The 797-nt window shown below is 53.7% G+C and carries 1 protein-coding gene; it reads right to left on the bottom strand.

Annotated elements, in window-relative coordinates:
• On the bottom strand, window positions 1-797 hold a 797-nt coding region (locus LGT44_RS08840; protein ID WP_230333576.1), incomplete at both ends, for an efflux RND transporter permease subunit.

Here is a 797-nt window from a genome sequence, read left to right on the forward strand (position 1 = left end):
CGCACACCAGAAATCAATTCATTGAAGCGCAGTTGGATCGGCTGGCTGATCTCATAGGCATTTCCCGGCAACAACGTCAGTTTCTCACCAATTTCTTCCAACAGCTGCGCTTTGGTTTTATCAGGATCGGGCCATTCACTGCGATCCTTGAGCATGACATAGCCATCGGAAATGTTGGGCCCCATGGGGTCACTGGCAACTTCGGCCGTGCCGACGCGCGCGAAGTAGGTTTTGACTTCAGGGATTTCCAGAACCGCTTTTTCCAGTTGAAACTGCATATCCAGGGATTGAGTGAGACTGGTGCCGGGTATTCGCAGTGCCTGGACGGCAATATCGCCCTCATCCAGATTAGGGATAAATTCCGTCCCCATCCGCGTGGCCAGTGCGCCGACCAAAACCACAAAGATCAGGGCCGCAGACAATACGAGAACGCGAAACTTTAGCGCCCACGCCAAAACCGGGGCGTAAAACCGTTTGGAGTGGCGAACAATAAAATTGTCCTTCTCCTCGATATGCCCCGTCATAAACAGCGCCACGGCGGCAGGGACGAAGGTGAGTGACAGCACCAACGCAGACAGCAAGGCCATGATCACCGCCATAGCCATGGGCGTAAACATTTTGCCTTCCACGCCCGTCAAAGCCAGGATGGGTAAGTTCACCAGAATCACCACTAACACGCTGATCAAACTCGGCGCAAAAACCTCGCGGGTGGCCGCAAACACCGTTTGAAAACGCTCATCCAGTTTTAAGGTGCGCCCAAGATGATGCTGTCGCCCAGCCAAGCGCATGATACAGTT

Origin of the sequence: Thalassolituus alkanivorans (assembly GCF_020447205.1) — a bacterium.
GTDB classification, from domain to species: Bacteria; Pseudomonadota; Gammaproteobacteria; order Pseudomonadales; family Oceanobacteraceae; genus Venatoribacter; species Venatoribacter alkanivorans.